Source organism: Nisaea acidiphila, from assembly GCF_024662015.1.
In the GTDB taxonomy this organism is placed as follows: domain Bacteria; phylum Pseudomonadota; class Alphaproteobacteria; order Thalassobaculales; family Thalassobaculaceae; genus Nisaea; species Nisaea acidiphila.
Genome location: NZ_CP102480.1, coordinates 2,214,032 through 2,232,821, shown reverse-complemented (window position 1 = coordinate 2,232,821; position 18,790 = coordinate 2,214,032). Strand labels below are relative to the sequence as shown.

16 protein-coding genes are annotated in these 18,790 nt (G+C 64.9%); 7 read left to right on the top strand and 9 right to left on the bottom strand.

Features of this window, described 5'->3' with window-relative positions; genetic code table 11:
- The first annotated feature begins 29 nt into the window (after positions 1-29).
- Positions 30-584 (top strand): ActR/PrrA/RegA family redox response regulator transcription factor, encoded by a 555-nt coding sequence (locus NUH88_RS10220; RefSeq protein WP_257771894.1) that lies wholly within the window; start codon positions 30-32, stop codon positions 582-584.
- Positions 585-723: 139 nt separating this feature from the next.
- Here the strand turns inward: NUH88_RS10220 and NUH88_RS10215 are convergent, their stop codons facing one another.
- A complete protein-coding gene (locus NUH88_RS10215; protein ID WP_257771892.1) occupies positions 724-1,968 on the bottom strand; it encodes an EAL domain-containing protein in 1,245 nt (414 codons plus the stop codon).
- A gap of 338 nt (positions 1,969-2,306) precedes the next feature.
- On the opposite strand from NUH88_RS10215, the gene NUH88_RS10210 reads away from it, so the two are divergent.
- The 4 genes from NUH88_RS10210 to NUH88_RS10195 are packed head-to-tail and all read left to right on the top strand — an operon-like array spanning position 2,307 to position 8,091.
- Positions 2,307-3,671, top strand: a complete 1,365-nt coding sequence (locus NUH88_RS10210; RefSeq protein ID WP_257771890.1) for an outer membrane beta-barrel protein — start codon at positions 2,307-2,309, stop codon at positions 3,669-3,671.
- A 9-nt stretch (positions 3,672-3,680) separates the two neighbouring features.
- Positions 3,681-4,268 (top strand): polysaccharide biosynthesis/export family protein, encoded by a 588-nt coding sequence (locus NUH88_RS10205; protein WP_257771888.1) that lies wholly within the window; start codon positions 3,681-3,683, stop codon positions 4,266-4,268.
- A gap of 8 nt (positions 4,269-4,276) precedes the next feature.
- Complete coding sequence (locus NUH88_RS10200) at positions 4,277-6,661, top strand: GumC family protein (RefSeq protein WP_257771886.1); 2,385 nt, start codon at positions 4,277-4,279, stop codon at positions 6,659-6,661.
- Between the two features lie 29 nt (positions 6,662-6,690).
- Complete coding sequence (locus tag NUH88_RS10195) at positions 6,691-8,091, top strand: undecaprenyl-phosphate glucose phosphotransferase (RefSeq protein ID WP_257771884.1); 1,401 nt, start codon at positions 6,691-6,693, stop codon at positions 8,089-8,091.
- On the opposite strand, the gene NUH88_RS10190 is transcribed toward NUH88_RS10195, so the two are convergent.
- The 6 genes from NUH88_RS10190 to NUH88_RS10165 are packed head-to-tail and all read right to left on the bottom strand — an operon-like array spanning position 8,085 to position 14,184.
- A complete protein-coding gene (locus NUH88_RS10190) occupies positions 8,085-8,999 on the bottom strand; it encodes an NAD-dependent epimerase/dehydratase family protein (protein WP_257771882.1) in 915 nt (304 codons plus the stop codon). The two genes, NUH88_RS10195 and NUH88_RS10190, sit on opposite strands and share 7 nt — an antisense overlap.
- On the bottom strand, positions 8,996-9,772 hold the full coding sequence (locus NUH88_RS10185) for a WecB/TagA/CpsF family glycosyltransferase (protein ID WP_257771881.1): 777 nt from the start codon (positions 9,770-9,772) through the stop codon (positions 8,996-8,998). The genes NUH88_RS10190 and NUH88_RS10185 overlap by 4 nt, the downstream gene beginning before the upstream one ends.
- On the bottom strand, positions 9,769-10,941 hold the full coding sequence (locus NUH88_RS10180; RefSeq protein ID WP_257771880.1) for a glycosyltransferase: 1,173 nt from the start codon (positions 10,939-10,941) through the stop codon (positions 9,769-9,771). The genes NUH88_RS10185 and NUH88_RS10180 overlap by 4 nt, the downstream gene beginning before the upstream one ends.
- Positions 10,938-12,089 carry a glycosyltransferase family 4 protein gene (locus NUH88_RS10175; RefSeq protein WP_257771878.1) on the bottom strand — a complete coding sequence of 384 codons (1,152 nt, stop codon included), beginning with the start codon at positions 12,087-12,089 and terminating at the stop codon, positions 10,938-10,940. The genes NUH88_RS10180 and NUH88_RS10175 overlap by 4 nt, the downstream gene beginning before the upstream one ends.
- Positions 12,058-13,359: an O-antigen ligase family protein gene (locus NUH88_RS10170; protein ID WP_257771877.1), complete on the bottom strand. Its 1,302-nt coding sequence runs from the start codon at positions 13,357-13,359 to the stop codon at positions 12,058-12,060. Before NUH88_RS10170 ends, NUH88_RS10175 begins: the two co-directional genes overlap by 32 nt.
- Positions 13,360-13,362: 3 nt before the next feature.
- The gene (locus NUH88_RS10165; RefSeq protein ID WP_257771876.1) at positions 13,363-14,184 is read right to left on the bottom strand and encodes a glycosyltransferase family 2 protein; all 822 of its coding nucleotides are present in this window, start codon (positions 14,182-14,184) and stop codon (positions 13,363-13,365) included.
- A 148-nt stretch (positions 14,185-14,332) separates the two neighbouring features.
- On the opposite strand from NUH88_RS10165, the gene NUH88_RS10160 reads away from it, so the two are divergent.
- Positions 14,333-14,959, top strand: coding sequence for a class I SAM-dependent methyltransferase (locus tag NUH88_RS10160; protein WP_257772178.1), 627 nt, complete (start codon positions 14,333-14,335; stop codon positions 14,957-14,959).
- Here NUH88_RS10160 and NUH88_RS10155 read toward each other — a convergent pair.
- Together NUH88_RS10155 and NUH88_RS10150 are read right to left on the bottom strand one after the other, a co-directional pair.
- The gene (locus tag NUH88_RS10155) at positions 14,949-16,553 is read right to left on the bottom strand and encodes a hypothetical protein (RefSeq protein WP_257771875.1); all 1,605 of its coding nucleotides are present in this window, start codon (positions 16,551-16,553) and stop codon (positions 14,949-14,951) included. The two genes, NUH88_RS10160 and NUH88_RS10155, sit on opposite strands and share 11 nt — an antisense overlap.
- Positions 16,540-17,340: a hypothetical protein gene (locus NUH88_RS10150; RefSeq protein ID WP_257771874.1), complete on the bottom strand. Its 801-nt coding sequence runs from the start codon at positions 17,338-17,340 to the stop codon at positions 16,540-16,542. The genes NUH88_RS10155 and NUH88_RS10150 overlap by 14 nt, the downstream gene beginning before the upstream one ends.
- A gap of 29 nt (positions 17,341-17,369) precedes the next feature.
- Here NUH88_RS10150 and NUH88_RS10145 point away from each other — a divergent pair, with 29 nt between their 5' ends.
- Positions 17,370-18,755, top strand: coding sequence for an MATE family efflux transporter (locus NUH88_RS10145; protein WP_257771872.1), 1,386 nt, complete (start codon positions 17,370-17,372; stop codon positions 18,753-18,755).
- Positions 18,756-18,790 lie beyond the last annotated feature (35 nt).

Here is an 18,790-nt window from a genome sequence, read left to right as displayed (position 1 = left end):
TTCCCGGCCGGAAATGGCGGAGACGCTAGGTGACAGACGATCAGATCGGGGTCGACGAGACCCGGAAATTGTTGGTGCTCGACGATGACGAGCCGTTTCGCAACCGGCTTGTCCGGGCGATGGAGAAGCGCGGTTTCTCCGTAACCGGGGCGGGCTCAGTCGCGGAGGGGCTGGAGGCCGTGAAGGCCGAACCGCCCGCTTATGCGGTGCTCGACATGCGCCTGACCGACGGCAGCGGGCTCGACGTCGTCACCGCGCTACGGGACGCCAATCCGGATGCCCGCATCATCATGCTGACAGGCTACGGCAATATCGCGACGGCCGTCGCCGCAGTGAAAGCGGGAGCGGTCGATTACCTGCCGAAGCCGGCCGACGCCGACGCGGTCGCCGCCGCCCTGCTCGATCACGCCGAAGCCCTGCCGCCGCCGCCGGACAATCCGATGTCCGCCGACCGGGTGCGCTGGGAGCATATCCAGCGGGTCTTCGAGCAATGCGGCCGCAACGTTTCCGAGACCGCCCGGCGCCTGCGCATGCACCGCCGCACCCTGCAGCGGATTTTGAACAAGCACGCGCCGCGGGGTTAGTGTTCCTACGCACCCAAAATGTTGTCATCCCCATGCAAATGGGGACCCGGGGAACACAAGCTCGCTCTCCGATCCCTAGGTCCCCGCTTTCGCGGGAATGACGACCTGGTTGTTGGGGGCGGGCCGGGGGAGGCCGCTCTTAGGCCACTCGCCCTTCGGAGCTCAGCAGCTTGTCGATATAGCGGCCCTGGAACATCGTGATCCCGAGGGACTGGCCGAAGCGCACGGCCTCGTCGCTGTCGCAGCGGGTCAGGATGATGCGGGCGCGGCCGCAGCGGTCGACATGTTCCTTCAGCTCCGTGGTCCGGGCGCCCGACATGTCGTCGGCCATGTCCGGGGTCCAGATCAGCTTCAGCAGGTCGAGGCCGAGCCGGTCGCGGTCGATGAACTGCAGCGTCAGGTGATTCAGGCCGTCGAGACAGATCCGGTAACCGCGTTCGCGCATGAAGTCGCGCGCGAACATGTAGGCGCCCATATCGCCGAAAATGTCGATCTTCTGCAATTCGATGACGACGGTGCCGCGGGCGACCGCCTTGAGGCTCGAATCGAAATTCAGGAACGGCGGCGAGAGGATGGTCTGCACGTTCAGATTGACGCTGAAGGAGCTGGCGATCGAGCTGTCGTCGTTGCGGATCAGCAGCGACAGCATCCGCGCGTCCAGCGTCTGGGTCAGGTGCTGGAAGAGCCAGAGGTTCGAGGCGAGGTCGAATTCCGGAAGCACGGTCTGCTGCAGGTCGTGGATCGAGATGAAGAGCTCGCGGAAGACCGGCTGCGGATTCGGGTTGTTCGGCGTGAGCGCGCAGACCGGCTGACGGCGCATCAGGTTCGAGAGATCGGCGCGCTGCAGGAAGGACTCGAGTTTGCCGAGCTGCTCCGGGTCGAGCGGCTTTCGCGACGACTTGCTGCGCGGATCGACCTTCTGCTCGCTGCTGACGGCGAGCCGCGACTTGCGTTCGCGCTCGCGGTGCATCTGCTTGACCAGCTCCAGCAGATCCTCGAACTGGGTCGCGACATTGTACCAGGAGCAGAAACGGGCGAGGTCTTCCTCCTCGTCGCCTTGCGAGAGCGGATCCTCGGAGAAGAGGTAGCGGACCTTCATGATGGCGGCGTCGATATCTTCGACCGTCGCGTCCTTGCAGACAAAGAAGAGGTCCGAATTGCTCAGGATGAAGATCTGGCCCTCGTAGTTCTGGACCATGCCCTCGAAGGTCGCGGCCGCGATCCGGATATGGTGATCCTGACGGTTCTGCGGGCGCAGGCGGGACAGGTGGATATGCACCGCCATGCGGCCTTCCACGTTCCGTCCGAGACGCTGGAGATAGTCGAGCAGCAGGTATTCCTGGCTCGGGCCCCGATTCCGGTTCTGGACTTGGCTTAGCGCCATGCGGTCCTCCGCTTCAACTCCCTAGGGCCGTTTCCTAGCCAACTACTTACCACGTCACTGATCGCGCAGACACCCGGTAAAAATCTCCGCGCGCCGCGGACGAGGCGGCGTTTCTGCAATCTATGTGACCGAGGATGACTGATTGGTAAACAGAACCCGAATGTCCGCATATTTGCATAAAAAGCTACCAAATGTTTACTTTTTCGCGCGCAAACTCACCTCTGTCACCGAAATATGCTCATAAAAATGTTTTGTTTCAATGTATAATTCGATTAATTTAAAGCGCTTCCTGAGCAAAAACTCAACGGAACCTGGGATCGAGTCAGCTGGCCTGTAACATGGAGTTCCTTCGCTCATGGCCCTCGCCCGGGCGCCGTCGCGCGCTTTGGCTGGGCGGTCCGGTATTTGCCGCCATTCTGCTCGCCGCCTTTTCCGGCGCGGCCGAGGCGCAGCTCGCCGGCAAGGAATCGGTCATGGGCCGTCCGCGGCTCGATTTCCAGAGTTTCGGACTTTCCCTCGATCTGCTGACGCGCCCGGACGACACCTCGGATATGGCGCGGGTCGGCGGAAGTTTCGACCTGTTTCCCCGCGCGACCCTCGACGTCGGGCATGACAGCAATGTCTTGCGCACCACCGATAACGAGATCGAATCGGCTTTCACGGAGATGAAGGCCGAGGCCGCGCTCCGGTCCAACTGGACCAATCACGAGGCGTTGCTGATTGTCGGGGTCGACGACCGGAGGGTGGCGGACAGGAGCCGGGAGAACACGACAGATGTCAGTCTGGGCGCCGCGGCGCGGTTCGATCTCGACCACGATCTCTTCACGCGCGGGTTCGCCGAGATAAAGCGAGGGCATATCCCGCGCGGAGACGATGCCGATCCGGGCGCGGGATTCGAGCCGCTGACTTTCAACCAGTATCTTGCCGGAGCGACCTTCGACGACCGGCAGAACGACCGGCTGTTTTCCCGTTTCGTCGGCGAGGTCGTGCACCGCAGCTACAATTCGACCGATGGCGTCAGCCGCGACTCCCTGGACCGGACCTCGTTCAATCTGCGCGGGCTCGTCGGTGTATCGACCGGCGGCGAGTACGACCTCTTCGTCTCGCCGAGCCTGCTGCGCGAGGTGTTCGTCGAGGATATCTCGGAAGATCAGAATTCCACGCGCGCCACGGTGACCGTCGGCGCCGCGCGGGACATCACAGGGGTCAGTGTCTTCACCGGCAGGGTCGGGGTTTCCCACCGTATCTTCGACGAGAGCGACCGGGATTCGCAGACCGATCTGGTTGCCTCCGGCGCTCTGCTCTGGAACGTCACGCCGGTGATGACCTTCAGCGCCGGTGCGGACATCGAGAACCAGCAGTCCGACGATCCGACGGCCGGCACCAAACTCGTGCACGGTTTCAATCTGGGGCTGGATTACGATCCGGTCGAGCAGCTGATCCTGAGTGGTTATCTCAGCTATTCGAACGAGGACTACCAGCAGACCGACCGCGAGGATGACGACTATACGGTCGGTCTGAACGCGACCTATTTCATCAACGAGTATCTGTTCGCAGGGCTGCGCTTCGAGCACGAAGTGTCGGACTCGACTCTGGCGAGCCGCGATTTCGAGGCTTCGACCGTGGCCTTCCGGATCGGCGTGAAACTGTGCTGCAGGATTGACGAGGGAGTCGTCAATCCGTTCAATCTCGGGCGCCTCTAGGAGAAGCCGATGCGGAACATCATGCGATATGCATCGAACCGCGTGGCGGTCCTTGGCCTGCTTGGGATCTGCTTGGCGCTCGCTGCCTGCGCGTCTCCTGAAGTCGACGAGCTGCCGCCGCCCGCGACGCCGACGATTGCTGAATACCGTCTCGTCTCCGGCGACCGCGTCGCGGTCACCGTATTCGGTCACAAGGAACTGTCCGCGATCGTCGATATCGCGGATGACGGGATGCTGGAACTGCCGCTTGTCGGCAAGATCGAGGCCCGGGGCAAGACGGCTCTGGGATTGCGCGCACTGGTGACCGAGGTCGTTGACAGGAATTATGTCATCGATCCGAAGGTCGATATCGTGATTGCCCGCTACCAGCCATTCTACGTACTGGGCGAGGTCAACACGCCGGGGAGCTATGATTTCATGCTCGGTCTCAACATGCGCAAGGCGGTGGCGGAGGCCGGCGGGTTCACCCGGCGCGCCGCGAAGACCCAGGTACAGCTCACCCGGCGCACCGAACATGGGCAGACGGTACGCGACGTCAGCCTCGACACCGCCGTCTTTCCGGGCGACGTGATCGAAATCAAGCGGCGCTGGTTCTGAGGGGCAGGATGGCGAACGTCACGGCATTCCCGAGAGGTCGACGCGGCGCAGAGGCGCCGTCGGCCCTGTTCGCGGATCCGCTCGATTCGGGCGAGACGTTCGATCTATGGCGCTTGCTTTCGGTCATGCGCCGCCGCCTGTTCCTGATCCTGACGGTGATGGTTCTGGTGCCGCTCGCAACCGGACTCGTCGTTTTCTCGCTGAAACCGGTCTTCTCGGGCAATGCCAAGCTACTGATGAAAGAGGGCGGCGGCACCTACAATATCCAGGGTTTCACCTTGCCCCAGGGCCTCGGAACCAACAGCGCCAACCTTCCGACGGAAACCGCCTATCTGCAGTCCCGCACCTTCGCCGAGAAGGTGATCGACAAGCTGGAGCTGGACCGGCTCCCCGAGTTCAACCCCGCGCTCCGCTCGGACGGCGATTCCGGATGGGGGGCGGTGAAGAAGAGTGCCGGCGAGCTGCTCGCCATGCTCCATCTCGACGAGACGCTTTCGCACTGGTTCGATAGCGCGAACGGGTGGCTGATCGACAATCTGGGGATCGACCTGACCGAACTTCCCGCCGGCGCATCTGCGGAAAGGGAAACGCTTTCCGCAGATGCGTTGCGCGCTGAGGTCACGAACAGTTTCCTCGACCGCCTTGCCGTCGACGGCGAGCAGCTCTCGCGGGTCATCACCATCGAGTTTCAGAGCAACGACCCGACGCTCGCCGCCAGGGTACCGAACACGATCGCGGACATGTTCCTGGAACAGAAGCGCAATCAGCGCGACGACGCGGTTCGGCAGTCGAGCCGGTGGCTGACCGATCAGGTGGCGGCATTGCAGGAACGATTGCTGCAGTCGGAGGAGAAGCTGGAGCGGTTCCGCCGCGAGGAAGGCCTGCTCGATGTCCGCGGGACCGAGCTCATGCGCCAGCAGCTCATAAAGCTGAACGACCAGCTGATCCAGACCAGCACGGAGCGCGCCGAACGTGAGGCCCGGCTGCGTCAGGTACAGTTGCTGATCGATCAGGAGAAGGGCACCGAGAGTATCGCGCCGGTTCTCGCCTCGACGCTGATCAACAATCTCCGTCTTCAGGAGGCGCAGATCCAGCAGCGCCTCGCGGAACAGCTGACAACCCTGCGCGACGGTCACCCCGACGTCATCAAGACCCGGCGGGAGCTGGAGGACGTGCGGGCCACGATCGCCGGCGAGGTGCGCAAGATCGTCCAGTCGATGCGTAACGAAACCGAAATCGCCCGGGTCCGCGAAGCCAACGTGCAGAACGCGGTTTCGGAACTGAAGGCGGTGATGGAAGGGCAGACCGAGGCGGAGATTGCCCTGCGGGCCATACAGGCGGAGGTACTCGCGAACCAGAATCTCTACGAGATCATGCTGAACCGCCTCGCGGCGGTCGATCTCGAAAGCCAGGAACCCGAACAGGTGGGCGCCGAGGTGATTTCGCGCGCCGTGGTGCCGCGGGTGCCGATCGCACCGAAGAAGAAGCTGGCGGTGCTCGCCTCCGTTCTGGCGGCGATGATCCTCGCCGCCTTGCTGGCCCTGCTGATGGACTTCCTGATCCGCGGTTTCAAGAACGCCAAGCAGGTCGAGCAGGCGACCGGGCTGCCGGTGATCGCGAGTATTCCGCTTTCGCATTATGTGAAGGAAGCGAAATCGCCGCTCTTTGAAATGGTCCGGCGCCGGCCGGGCTCCGCCGTCGGCCAGGGAATCCGCAAGCTCCGTACCGCGCTTAACCTGCTGGGCGAGGGCAAGCCGATCCGTACCGTGCTGATCACCTCGTCGATCGCCGGCGAGGGCAAGTCCTCCATCGCGCTGGCCCTGGTGGTGAATGCGGTCTCGGCCGGTTTGCGAACGCTGGTGATCGATTGCGACACGGTGAACGGGTCGGTTACCAAGCAGCTCGACGGCGACGGCAGCCGCGGTCTCAAGCAGTTCCTCGAAGGGGACGGCGAGGTCGAGGACGCCATCGAGTTCGATCTCGAACTCGGGATCCATTACGTGGCCACGGGCGGTCTGATTTCGAATTCCGACGATCTGTTCGGCAGCCGCCGGATGGCCGAACTGTTGCGCTATGCGGAGAAGAATTTCGATTTCACGGTGGTCGATGCCGGCCCCGCCTCGGTGGTGTCCGATACGCTGGTCGTGGTGCCCCAGGTCGATGCCACGGTGTTCGTCGTGGAATGGGAGCGCACGCGGCGCGAAACCGCCGAACAGACCATCCGGGAAATCTTCGAACTTGGCGAGAATCTCGCCGGCATCGTGATGTCGAAGAACGACCTCCGCATCCAGTCCATCGACGGCGGTGCCGAGGCATATGACGGCCAGTATTACGGAGCCGATGCGGGCGTACCGCTGGAGCGCGAGGATCGCGACTGGGGCCAGGTCCGGTGACCGCCGTCCGTAGCGGGGCGTCCTGAGAGATGCGCAACGGATCGTTGATTTGGCTGGCGGTGGGCCTCGCCGCCCTCGAGGCATCGACTCTCTTCATCATCAACATGATCGGATATGCCGTCCGCAGCGGCTCTTTCATCTTACCGGAGCGTTACCTCCTCGCGGGGCTGTTCCTCTGTGCGCTCTATCTGCTCTGCGGCAGCAATCAGGGAAGTTATTCCTTTCATCGCGGAGAGGACGATCGGATTCACGCGATGCAGTCCCTGCGCTGCTGGATCGGGACGATGGTGGTTTTCATCGTCGCGCTGTTCGTCTTCAAGATATCCGAGGATTTCTCGCGGTTCTGGCTTGCCGAAATGGTTTTCGGCGGCGGGGTCGCGCTCGTGTTTGTGCGGACACTCGCACTCGCCTGGATCCGCAGGGTGCGCCGGTCCGGCTGGTTCTCCGCCAGTATCGCTGTTCTCGGCTCTCCGTCGCTGGTGAAGCGGGAAACCCTGGCGTTGATTTCCTCCCGGGGCGGCGCCAGCCGGCTGATCGGCGGCTTTGCCGGTGACGGTCTCGGTAACGAGGATCTGCAGGGAATTCCGCTGCTCGGGACCGAGGAAAGCCTGAAGCGGATTATCGCCGCCGGCAGGGTCGACGATGTTCTGCTCTGTTACGAACCTGAACATGAGGAGGCGTTTCGCTCGGCTCTCGCGCGTCTCCGCGATCAGCCGGTGAATGTCCGCCTCCGCCTGCCGCACCATCTCGAAGGAATCCCGGTGCTCGGGATCGACCGCGTCGCCGGACAGGCCGGGATCGTTCTCGCCGATGTACCGATCGGCGGCTGGTCGAGCGTCCAGAAACGCTGCGCCGATCTGGTGCTCGGTTCCGCCATGCTCGTCGCGCTGGCGCCGGTCATGCTGGCGATCGCGCTCGCCATACTCGTCACGATGGGGCGCCCGGTACTGTTCCGTCAGCGCCGCTACGGTTTCAACAACGACGAATTCATGATGCTGAAATTCCGTACCATGCGGGTTTCGGAAAAGGACCCGGACGATGGCGGCCCGTTGAAGCAGGCGACCCGGAACGATCCGAGGGTCACCCCTCTCGGCCATTTTCTCCGCCGTACGAGTCTCGACGAGCTGCCGCAATTGCTCAATGTGCTTGGCGGAAGCATGTCGCTGATCGGTCCGCGCCCGCACGCGGTCTCCCACAATCGCTATTATGCCGGCATCATCGACGGCTATATCGGCCGTCACCGGGTGAAGCCGGGGATCACCGGATGGGCCCAGGTGAATGGTCTGCGCGGGGAAACGGACACGGTCGAGAAGATGCGCCGCCGCGTGGAACTCGACCTGCATTATATCGAGAATTGGTCCTTCGGCTTCGATCTGAAAATCCTGGCGCTCACCGTGATCGAGGTCGGGACCGGACGTTCCGCCTACTGATCCGTGCCGCGCTGCCAGGCGACGGTTTCCCGGAGTCCGGCATCAAGCGGAGTCCGCGCTTTGAAACCGAGGCTCGCCGCGGCGAGGTCCGGGTCGCCGCAGGAATGGAGAATATCGCCCGCCCGCGCCGGGCCGTGCCGGATATCGGGCTCGGTGCCGCAGGCGGCGGCTATGGCGCCTGCCAGCTCCAGAACGGTGACAGTCTGTCCGGTGCACCCGTTGACCGTGAGCGGTTCGCCCGCCTCCCGCTTCAGGGCGGCGGTGAGGAGCCGCACGATGTCGGCGATATAGACGAAATCCCGGCTCTGCGAACCGTCACCGTTTATCCGTAGCGGTTCGCCCGTCCGGCAGAGCGCGATGAAACGCGCGATCACCCCGCTATAGGGCGACGCCGGGTGCTGGCGCGGGCCGTAGACATTGAACGGCCTGACAATCGTTGCCAGCGGACCGATTCCGCGCAGTTCCCTCTCGCATTCAAGCTTTTGCGCGCCGTAGTCCGAGATCGGGGCGCAGCGGTCGCTTTCCCGGACCCGGCGCGCACCCGCATCGCCGTAGACCGCCGCGGAGGAAGCGTAGACCAGTGGGATATTCCCGGATCGGGCGGCCGCGAGCGCGTTGCGCGTCCCTCCGACATTCACCGCTACGGCACGTTCCGGGTCGTCGGCGGCCGCCTCGACGGAGGCGATGGCGGCAAGATGAACGATCCCGTCGCATGTCCCGGCAAGCTCGGAAAGCAAGGCTCCGTCGGTGACGCAGCCGCGCACGATCCGTGCCTCCGGAGGGGCATTGTCTTCCCGGCCGCTGGAGAAATCGTCGAGAACGGTGACCCGGTGTCCCGCGGCCGAGAGTTCATGCGCCAGATGTCCGCCGATGAAGCCGCAGCCGCCGGTAATCAGATAATGCTTCATCGCTCCTCCCTCCGGCCGGTCCAGTGCGCGAGGAGGTCGAGCAGGCCGAACCAGAGGAAGCGGCTGTTATGCACGAGATACCGCCCGGCCAGGCGGCGCGGTTCGGCAAGCAGGCGGCGCAGCCATTCGAGCCCGAGCGCGCGGATCCAGCGGGGCGCCCGTTCCAGCCGGCCGGACATGAAGTTGAAGGCCGCGCCGATGCCGATCAGGGTGGCGCCGATCTCCGGACTGTGCCGGGCCATCCACCATTCCTGGCGCGGGCAGCCGAGACCGACAAAGACCAGTTTCGCACCGCTCGCATTGATCCGTGCCGTTGCTTCGGGGTCGAAATCCGGACGCTCCGGGAGCGTCGGCGGGGATTCCCATCCGACAACGTCGAGGCCCGCATGTTTTTGCGCCAGTGTGGCTTTCAGCGCTGTGAGTTCGTCCGGCAGTCCGCCGAAGAAATAGACCGGGATCTTTTCCGCTTCGGCCCGCGCGACCAGCCAGGGCGCGAGATCCGGGCCGGAGACCTGTTCGGCACCCGCGAACCCCTTGAGGCGCTGGATCCAGCTCACCGGCCGCCCGTCCGGCAGGATCAGCGCGGCCCCGTCGAGCACGCGGGCGAAATCGGGATCGCTCCGGGCGAGCGACAGGGGATGCGTGGCGGAAACGCAGATATAGGATTGGGCGCCTCTACGTGCGAGGTCGAGAACCGCCTCGCCGATCGCGGCGAAGCTGCCCGCGGCGACCTGTCGGCCTAGAACGCGGACCGTGGAAACCGGCTGATTCATGCCGCGGCCCTCGCGGAAATCAGCTCTTCGTAAAGCGCGAGTTTCGCGGCGGTGTTCCGATCCGAGCTCAGGCTTTCCTCGTAGTGTTGCCGTGCCGCCTTGCCCCATCGTCTCAGACGGGCCGGATCGGAGAGCGCTCGCCCGATCACGCGTTCCGTGTCGGCGGCGTCGAACGGATCGAAGCTGCAGCCTGTCTTTCCATCTTCGACCAGTTCGCCGAGCGCGCCGATACGGGAGGCGGCGACCGGCAGACCTGCGGCGAACGCCTCGGCCAGCGTCATCGGGAAATTCTCGTAGCAGCGGGACGGCAAAACGCACAGCGCGGCGCGGTGCATTTCGGCCGCGATTTCGCTCGCTCCCAGCGTTCCGAGCGCGACCGCCCGGCCTTCCGCCGCCGCCCTGTCGAGGGCCGGACGGTCCGGTCCGTCACCGATCACACGGAGCGGCGGCCAGTCCGTGCGCCAGATGTCCAGGAGGGCAGCGATGCCCTTTTCCTCCGAGAGCCGTCCGACAAAGAGCGCGCCTTCGCGCGGCCCGTCATCCGGCGCTGCGGCGAAGGCGGGGCCGGGGCTGTTTCCGATCACGGAGATCCTGTCCGCGGGCAATCCGCCGGCGACGAAGCGGCCGCGGGAAAACTCCGTCAGAGCGATGAAGCGTCCGACCGCGTGCTTCCAGGTGCCGCGCCGGCGATGCAGGTCGATCATGCGGGCAAGCGCGAGGGAGCCGGGAACGGAGTTCCGGTAGCAGCGGTGCAGAACCGCCCGATAGGGGCTGGCGCCGACGCAATCCTCGCAGATCCGCCCGTCCCGCATCAGCAGGGCCGAAGCGCAGATATTGCGGTAATTGTGCAGCGTCTGGACCACCGGGATGCCGAGATCCCCGGCTGCGTCGTAAAGCGACGGGGTGATCAGCGGGAAGATGTTGTGGGCATGGACGATGTCGGGCGCGGCGTCCGCGATCTCTTCACGCAGCCCGGCGCGGAGCTTTTCCGTCCCCGGCAGCTCCCAGGCGGTGCGCGCCGCGTCCCAGGTGCTGCGGATAGAACGGTTGTCGCGCTCCAGAAGAACGGCTTCATGCCCCGCAGTACGAAGCGCCGCGATTTCGGCCTCGACCACGCGGTCTTCCCCGCCGTGCTGCTTATAATGGCAATGGGCGAAGAGCACCCTCATCGGTCCCACACCCCGTCAATGGCGGCTGTCATGCGCCGGAGCGTGTTCTCGTGAGAGAACAGGCGCGCGGTCTTCCGCGCCGCCTCCGACATTGCGGCGCGTGCCGGCGCATCCGTGCCGAGCGCGAGGGTGAGTGCGGCGTCCGTGCCATCTCCGTCGGTCGGATCGAACAGCCAGCCGTTCTCGCCCTCCGCGATCATTTCCTCCGCCGCCTGGGCGAGGTGGCTTCCGAACACCGGAAGACCCGCCGCCATGGCCTCGTTCACCACCAGTCCCCATTCGTCGGCGAGAGTCGGAAAGACGAAAAGGTCCCGGTCCGTAAGCAGGTCTGGCACCGCCCCATAGTCGCGGTTTCCGGCCAGTTCGATTTCGAGGTTCGCCGGCAGTTCGGCAGCCTCGAGCTTCGCCCGTTCCGGGCCGTCGCCGACGAGGCGCCAGTGCAACCTCCGTTCCGGATGGGCCCGGCACCAGGCGGCGAGGCGCTCCAGAAACGGCATCAGCCCCTTGCGGGGGATCAGGCTGCCGACCGAAACAAGCCGAATCGTTCCATCCGGGCCTGGCGCCGCTGGCGGGAGGGCGTCGAACCGTTCGAGATCGGTCGATTGATGGATCTGGAAGATGCGTTTCGGTACGAAGCCGATGCTTTCCAGATAGCGTGCGCCGGAAGCGCCGTTGGTGACCGCCCCGTCCGCCATCCGGGCGATCAGACGCCGGAGCCCCATGCGCAGGCCGCCGCGTCCGCGTTCCGTCTGCTCCGAAACCGTGGCCCAGACCAGCAGACGCGTGCGACGGCCGAAGAGTGGGGCGAGCCACCGGTAGAACCCCGCCTGCAGGCTGCGCAAGCCGAACTCGCTGCTGATCACCACGTCCGGGCCAAGGCTGGCAAGGCGCGGCAGCAGGTCCCAGGAGAAATGGATCGTCAATGCTTCGGAAAACCCGTCCGGGTGGTGGCGCCGGTACGGCAGCGCGAAGGATCGGATGCGGCGGATATCGAGCCCCGCCGTCTCCGCCTGCCACGGCCGGTCCGCCTCCATCTCCGTCGAGACCAGCACGGTCAGCCGGCGCACCTCCCGCTCCAGCGCCCTGAAAAGGGCGACGCGGTAGGGCGGGACGAAATTAACCAGCAGGGCGACGGAGCAGCGGGGCATAGGGCAGCGATCCGAGCACCAGGCCCGAGAGGATGAAGATGGGAACCATATTGTAAAAATAGATCAGCACATTGTCCGTCAGCATCAGGGCGAGCAGGGTGATCTGCGCCAGATATGTCGCGGCGCCGAGCGAGGTCTCGCGCGCACCCCATTGCTGGAAGCGCTTATATTGGCGCCGGCAGGCGACCATCATGGTCCCGAAGGCGCCGAACCAGAGAACCACGCCGATCACGCCGTAATCGTGCCAGATCCTGAGATAGTCGTTGTGCGGGTGTTCGATCCCGGCATGCAGGTTGGCGAGTGCCTCGGTGCTGGAGGCCGGCCCCTTGCCGACGATCGGGGCCTCGAGGGCGGAGTTGATCACGGTCGTCCAGGCAGCGACGCGGCCCATGGTGTTGATCTGCACGCCGCCGACAGAGGCCGAGAGATCGCCCGAGAAGAAGCGCTGTTTCAGCGGCTCGAAGTTCAACAGCAGAATGGCGGCAAGACCGACCGCGGCGGCGAGAATGGCGGTGAGGCGGAGCCAGCCCGCGAAGCTGTTCAGCCGCATCTGCGCCAGGATGAAGACGCCGAGACCCATGCCCATCGCGGCGCGGGAGAGCGACAGCACCACCACCGCGTAGAGAAACAGCGCAAGCCAGAGATCGCCGCGCGAGCCGTGCCGCCAGAAACCGCAATGGATCGCGATCCCGATCAGCAGGAAACCGGCGAGTGAGCGCGGCGCGAAGATCTGGGTATGGCCGAAACCGAGTACCGGAATCGCCAACACGTAGATCACCGCCGGGATCCAGATCGCGATCAGCACGGCGCGGACGATGGAGCGGGTCGGTGCACGGATGCTCTTGGCGACCTGAGCGGCGACGACGAAGGAGAGGATGCTGGAGATGATGATGACGGTATTCTGCAGCCCCGGCACGGTCAGCCGGTAGAAAATGAAGCCGTAGGCGATCCAGGCGATGAAGAGCAGGAACATGAAAACCGGCCATCGCGCCTCCTTGACCACGTAAGGCCGCATGAGGAAATGCATCACCAGCAGCAGGACGAAGAGCAGCGATAGGAAACCGCCCAGGGATATGGCCGGGATCACCCGGAACTGCGCCGGGATCGTCACCAGGGCCTGGGCGAAAATGATGGTCATCAGCAGCGAGACGCTCAGCGGTGCCGCATGGCCGAGACGACGGGTCTCCATGGCGCTGCGGTAGAGCGCGCCGCGGATATGCGGCTGCAGCTCCTGCCCGGTTTCGGGGGACTCCGGCCTCTCGTTTCGCATCGTTCAGGCCGCTCCGCGCCGGGGGTGGAAATAATGTGCGAGCGCTTCGGCGCCGAGTTTGGCGTTTTGTGCCGTCGCGGCGAGCTGGGCCCAGAGCGGGATCGGCAGTGTGGCCCGCGCCTCGGCGCGGATCCGCGCGAGGGCGTCGGTATAGCTGCGATGGGATTTCTCTGCGAAATAGCTGTCACCGCGTCGCTGGCGAAGACAGGTCACGGCGCTGCTCTGCCGGATGCCGCCGACCCGAAGCAGGCGGAAATAGAAACTGTAATCGACGCAGACATCGAGTTGCTCGTCATAGCCGCCCGCCGCTTCCCAGGCGTCCCGCCGGAACAGCACGGTGGAATGCACGAGGCGGTTGGAAACGTAAAGTGCCGCCGGGCTGACATCGTGCTCTTCGGTACGGGTCAGGTCGCCAGCCGGCGAAGCGGGCGCGGTACCTTCGAAGACCAGCGCCTCGGAGCAGGTCATGGCCAGCCCGAAGCCGGTTTCCAGCATCGGCAGCGTGGCGGTCAGCCGGTTCGGAAGTGCAATGTCGTCCGCGTCCAGGATCGCGACGTAGCGTCCGCGCGCCGCCGAAACGGCACGGTTGAGAGCGGCGGCCCGGCCGCATCGCCCACCGCGGATCACCGAGATTTCCGGTATTTCGTCCGCGACGCGGTCCGCCGTCTCCGCCGTTCCGTCGGTGGAGCCGTCATCGAACAGCAGAATCTCGACCGGCCAGCCGCCGGCCATCGCCGCCGCCGAACGCAGGGCCCGGGCGACATGGCGCTCGGCCTGGTAGGCGGTTGTCACAACGGAGACGGTCGGGGGCGCGTCCGCCGGCATGGATCCTCTGCAGAGCGTGCGAATCGGGAGCGATTAACCTATCAGATCCACTGCGGCTCGTATATCGTGCGCCGAGGTGACTTAATCGTGATTTCGCAACCGCTTGCGCCGTATTCTTGTGCGTAATGGTTAAATGAACGTGAGCAGGATGGACCTGAGACGGAAAATTTCCGAGCTTCTGCTCCGGCCACTGCGGGACCGGGCGGCGGAACGCCGTCTGCGCCGCGCGGCCAGGGACGGACGGCCGTTGAAGATCGTCCTCGGCGGCGCCGCTCCGGAGCCGGACTGGCTCGGCTCCGACATCGGCTTCTTCGATGCGACCGACCCGGCCGTATGGGCGGATCTGGTCGGCGGGGAGAACCGGGTCGAGCGGCTGCTGGCCGAGCATGTCTTCGAACATATTCCGCCGGATCTGATCCCGAAGGTGCTGGCGAATGCCTATCGCTATCTGAAGCCTGGGGGCACGATCCGGATCGCGGTGCCGGACGGGCACAATCCGGACCCGGACTATATCCGCAACGTGGAGCCGGGGGGCATCGGTCCAGGCGCCGACGACCACAAGCAGCTGTTCACAATTGAAAGCCTGAGCGCGGCGCTTGCCGGAGCCGGGTTCGAGGTGGAGCCGGGAGAGTGGTTCGACGCGGGCGGCCGGTTCCATGAAGAGGCGTGGCCCGCTGAGCGCGGGCATATCCATCGTAGCCGCCGTCACGGCACGCCGGACAAGAGCTTTCCCTCCTCCCATCTGTCGCTGCTGGTGGACGGGGTCAAGGGGTGAGTCTGACCCTATAGGCGGCCCGCGCGACGTCTCCGCCGCTTGGCGCCGCCGTGGCGTGCGACCAAATCCGAAGTGCGCCCGACATGCCGTATTGCCTCCCCGCCGTTTCCACCGGCGTCAGCGGTAGATCGCTCTCGAGACGCGCGCCGTCCAGCTTGAAGACCGTTCCATTGTCGGTCGCATCGCAGCCGTCCGGCATTGGCAGCCAAGGGAGGTGGAGGCGCATCTCCGGGTCCGGCTGGTTCAGGATCAGCGCGTCTTCGATGGTGATCATGTCGTCGGTGAAATCGAAACGGCGCTCGAAGCGGAACGACGTGCCCTCGCCGACGATCTTGTCAGGTCCGTCCCAGCGGAAGAGCGCGCCGCCGAAGAGGGTGCGGAACGTTCCGGGCGGCGCCTCGAGAACCGGCAATGGCTGGGCGAGAGCGGTGTAGATGCTTTCCGGCAGGGTTTCGCCCCCATAAGCCGGAAGCGGGCGCGCCCCAGATGGCAAGACGATGTAGGGGAGCGGTTGCGCCGCCGTCAGGCCCGCATGCGGCAGGGTGAGGATCGCCGACCATACCGGAGTTCGAACCGCCCGTATTCCGTCCGAGAGCGTGTCTTGCTCCGGTGGCGACAACGGCCGTGACGATAGGGTCATGCCGGTCAATTGCTCGGCGGCCAGCTTGAGTGCCGCGCCGGTGAAGGCGAGATAGTCGGGTCCGTTATTGTAGGAATGCCAGCCGATACGGCTCTGATGTGGATGCACCGGCGGTGTGCCGGGCGCGCCCGCAGCCTCAATGAGCATCAGGGGCAGCGCTCCATCCGCCGCGACCGACCGCTCAAGTCGCTGGAGCACAAGTTCCAGCAGGGTTTGCGCCCCTTCGGCCGCAAGCCCGAGCCGGAGTCCGTAGGCGAGGGCGAGAATGGATGCCGCATAGCCGAAGCTCTGGAACTGGCCGCGGCCGATGGCGTTGACCTCTCCGTCATGCAGGGCTGTGCGCTGCAATGCTGTGAGCGCTGTCTCGAAGCGTGTGTGCAGGAACGCGGAGTCCTCGCCGAGGACGACGATCTGATAGCCGAGCAGGGCGGTCATGAAGGCATGATATTGCTGTGTCGGCGCGCCGCGCTGATCCTCGATGAAGCCGCCAGGCTGCTGATAGACCGAGAGCGCGACCCGGCGCTCCAGCCGTCCGAGCCAGGTGCCGCGCCCCTCGGCGATTCGCGCCGTGCTTCTGAGCAGCATCCAGTTCGCCACGCGCGTGCCGACGAAGGCCGGCTTCTCGAGAACCTCGTCGCTGCCATGGAACGCGGCCACCGAACCGTGGCGGAACAGGTCGGCAAGTGCGAATCTTACGAACTCCCAGTGGAACGGGTTCTCCCAGAGCCCGATTCTTGCGCGCTTGTCCTGCTGTTTCAGGCGCATCAGCCCGGCTTCAAGATCGGCGGCGAAGCGATCCGGCCAGCGGCACCAGAGCATGCAGGCAAAGGCAGTGCCGTAGAACTCGGTCTCCGCGAAACCGTGGTGGCGGTCGCATTGCCCGGCGAGCGCTTCGGCAATGCCGAGCGAGAGGGTTTCGAGGCGGCAGGCAAGGCCGGAATCAGGGGATGTCAAAATCGAGTTCCATCGCGAGCGAGAGGGTTTCTTCCGCCGGCACGCCCGCAAGGCCGCTGGCCTGCAATTGCAATGCGCCGGCTCCGCCGCGTTCCGCCGCGTACCAAAGCTTCTCCCGGAAATAAGGCACGGCGAGGACGGCGCGGCTGGCGGCATCCGGCAGCGAGATCCGTCCGAAGCGGTTGAACCAGCGGACCCAAAGCCTGGCATAGGGCTCCCGCGGCAGCAGCCGCGCATGTACGACCCACCCCTCCGGCGCATCGCGGACATAGAGCCACTGGTCGAACCAGGAGCGCGCCGCTGCGCCGGTCACACGGACCGTCAGCGTGCCGTTCGGCCCGCTGAGCTTTGCCTCGCGGACCGCATGCTGATGATAAAGGTTCCGGTTTTCGTGCGCGAAACGCTCGCCGCCGATCTCGGCCTCGTGGAAGGAGGAGGCAGAAAAAACGGCGCGCAGAACGAAATCCTGGAAAAACGAGGGCGAAAGCGTGGTAAGCGAGGCAGCGAGTGAGAGGCGGCTCGGGCCGACCGTCGATGCGATGGACGCGGTCCAGGATCCCTCTGCCATCTCGACGGTGAGATCGCGCTGCCCGTTTTCGGGGCCGATCAGGACGGCGCGATCGTCTATAATGCGGGCGCCAAATCGTTCCGGGGCAAGGGTGAAAAAAGAGTGACGGTCGGCAGTTTCAATTCCAAACGCGGTGCCTTCGATACGGCCGATCCGGAGCGCGGCCGGTATTCCCTGATCCCAGTCGCACTCCATAAGATCCGCCCCGTTTCCCAGCATCCGGCCGGCCGCCTGCCCGGAGCCAGCATATGACGAGCGGCAGCGAACGGCAAAGTACCGAGCCGCCGGTCCTGCCGACCGCGGCGGGAGCGCTCTCCCGTTTTCTCGAAAGCCCGCGCAGCTACGCGCTGGTGGTGCCGACGGTGAATGCCTGCGTTGCCGCTACCGGGCTCTTCATTCCCTGGTTCATGGAGCCGGTCTCCTTCGGGCAGTTCATCCTGATCTCGACTTTCGTGCAGTATCTCTGGCTGCTCGATCTCGGAACCTCGCAGCTCATCACCCGGACCGCCGCGCGGATGAAGCAGGCCGGGATGACACGCCCCGCCGGCGTACGCATACAGGGCATTCTCTGGACCCGGTTCTATCTCGCGGTGGTCGCCATTTCATCGGCGCTTCTGCTGGCCTATCTCTTCCGCAATTCCTTCAAGGTGCCGTTGCCGATGCCGGCGACATTGCTCGCGATCATGGCTGGCGGGGTCCTCTTCATTCTCATGGGACACCTCGCGCTCTACCGGGGGCTCTCGAATTACAGCCAGTTCACCGCGAACAACGCCATCGCCCAGATCGGGCTGACGGTGCCGCGCGTTCTCGGTCTCTTTTTCGGCGGCCTCTCCGGCTGTTTCTCCGTGCTGATCCTCTGGTTCGGCGGCGTGGCGGCGAACATGCTGCGGAGGGACCCGCTCGACATCCGCTATCGTCCGAGCTTTCCGAGGGTCGGCCGGACGGTCGTCGCGGCCTTCCCGCTCTTCGTCTCGGTGTCGCTCTGGAGTTTCTTCATGATGGCGAACCGCTGGTTCGTCGCCGACCTTGCCGACCCGCAGACCTATGGCCAGTTTTCCTTCGCCGCGGCGGTGCTCGGTCTCTATGCCGGCACTTTCGGGACCATCGCACAGGCCTATTACCCGAAACTCTCGGCCGAGGCTTATGCGGCCGAGCCTTTCGCGCTCTCGCCGCGCGTGGTCCGGGACGCCCTGAAGCTCGCCCTGGTCATTTCGGTGCTCTCCAGCATCGGCGTGTTGACCGCCAAACTGATCGTGCCGCTGGTCTACGGCGCCTATGCGGCGGCTGTTCCGGCACTGAAGATCTTTCTGGTCGCCGGGATTCCGATGATCATGGCTTCCTGGCTGATGCCGATCGCGATGTCGGCGCGGACCCGGCCGAGCCGAGAGATCGTGGTGGTCTACCTGCTGGCGATCGCCACGCTCTGGGCGGGCACGGTGATCGGCTTCCGGGTTGCGGAGCTCGAAGGCGTCGGGGTGGGCGTGATCGTCGCGTCTTATGTGATGCTCGGCGGGCAGTCCGTGCTGCTGCGCCGCAGCCGCGTGCTCTCGATCCGGGATTCCGCGCGGCTTGTTCTCTCGGTTCTGCTACTTAGTGGCAGCGTGACTCTTCTGAGTGTGTTCGTCGCTCCCTAAAGCGGGCGGCGTGCTTCCGGTGCGCGACCGGAAGC

Bases quoted from the DNA above. Each gene is read 5' to 3' on its own strand.
- NUH88_RS10215 (WP_257771892.1), bottom strand. From the start codon at position 1,968: ATGGCGCTAAGCCAAGTCCAGAACCGGAATCGGGGCCCGAGCCAGGAA.
- NUH88_RS10210 (WP_257771890.1), top strand. From the start codon at position 2,307: ATGGAGTTCCTTCGCTCATGGCCCTCGCCCGGGCGCCGTCGCGCGCTT.
- NUH88_RS10205 (WP_257771888.1), top strand. From the start codon at position 3,681: ATGCGGAACATCATGCGATATGCATCGAACCGCGTGGCGGTCCTTGGC.
- NUH88_RS10200 (WP_257771886.1), top strand. From the start codon at position 4,277: ATGGCGAACGTCACGGCATTCCCGAGAGGTCGACGCGGCGCAGAGGCG.
- NUH88_RS10195 (WP_257771884.1), top strand. From the start codon at position 6,691: ATGCGCAACGGATCGTTGATTTGGCTGGCGGTGGGCCTCGCCGCCCTC.
- NUH88_RS10190 (WP_257771882.1), bottom strand. From the start codon at position 8,999: ATGAAGCATTATCTGATTACCGGCGGCTGCGGCTTCATCGGCGGACAT.
- NUH88_RS10185 (WP_257771881.1), bottom strand. From the start codon at position 9,772: ATGAATCAGCCGGTTTCCACGGTCCGCGTTCTAGGCCGACAGGTCGCC.
- NUH88_RS10180 (WP_257771880.1), bottom strand. From the start codon at position 10,941: ATGAGGGTGCTCTTCGCCCATTGCCATTATAAGCAGCACGGCGGGGAA.
- NUH88_RS10175 (WP_257771878.1), bottom strand. From the start codon at position 12,089: ATGCCCCGCTGCTCCGTCGCCCTGCTGGTTAATTTCGTCCCGCCCTAC.
- NUH88_RS10170 (WP_257771877.1), bottom strand. From the start codon at position 13,359: ATGCGAAACGAGAGGCCGGAGTCCCCCGAAACCGGGCAGGAGCTGCAG.
- NUH88_RS10165 (WP_257771876.1), bottom strand. From the start codon at position 14,184: ATGCCGGCGGACGCGCCCCCGACCGTCTCCGTTGTGACAACCGCCTAC.
- NUH88_RS10160 (WP_257772178.1), top strand. From the start codon at position 14,333: ATGGACCTGAGACGGAAAATTTCCGAGCTTCTGCTCCGGCCACTGCGG.
- NUH88_RS10150 (WP_257771874.1), bottom strand. From the start codon at position 17,340: ATGCTGGGAAACGGGGCGGATCTTATGGAGTGCGACTGGGATCAGGGA.
- NUH88_RS10145 (WP_257771872.1), top strand. From the start codon at position 17,370: ATGACGAGCGGCAGCGAACGGCAAAGTACCGAGCCGCCGGTCCTGCCG.